This is a genomic window from Jeotgalibacillus marinus (genome assembly GCF_040801915.1).
GTDB lineage: Bacteria > Bacillota > Bacilli > Bacillales > Jeotgalibacillaceae > Jeotgalibacillus > Jeotgalibacillus marinus.
The window spans coordinates 1-221 of the sequence record NZ_JBFMIA010000354.1 but is presented as its reverse complement, the minus strand read 5'-3'; the positions used below and the strand labels follow the sequence as shown (position 1 = coordinate 221).

Annotated in this window: 1 protein-coding gene; it reads left to right on the top strand. The window is 54.8% G+C overall.

What is annotated here, in order from left to right:
* On the top strand, nucleotides 1-221 hold a 221-nt coding region (locus AB1471_RS18155), incomplete at both ends, for a type IV secretory system conjugative DNA transfer family protein (RefSeq protein WP_367781106.1).

Below are 221 nucleotides of genomic sequence, written 5' to 3'. Positions count from 1 at the left end.
AGGACTGGCAGAAGACTGGGGAGAGACCGCTTCTGTTCCTTATTGATGAGGCACAGGAGATGATTGGCGTTGAAGATCGCAGGTTCCTGGCCGTAGCCAGAGGCCACGGTGGCGCGTGCGTGTATGCCACCCAAAACATCGAAGCCTACACGTCCAGAATGGGCATGGAAGCGGCCATTTCATTCATGGATAACTTCCGATCCAAGGTGGTCATGATCTCG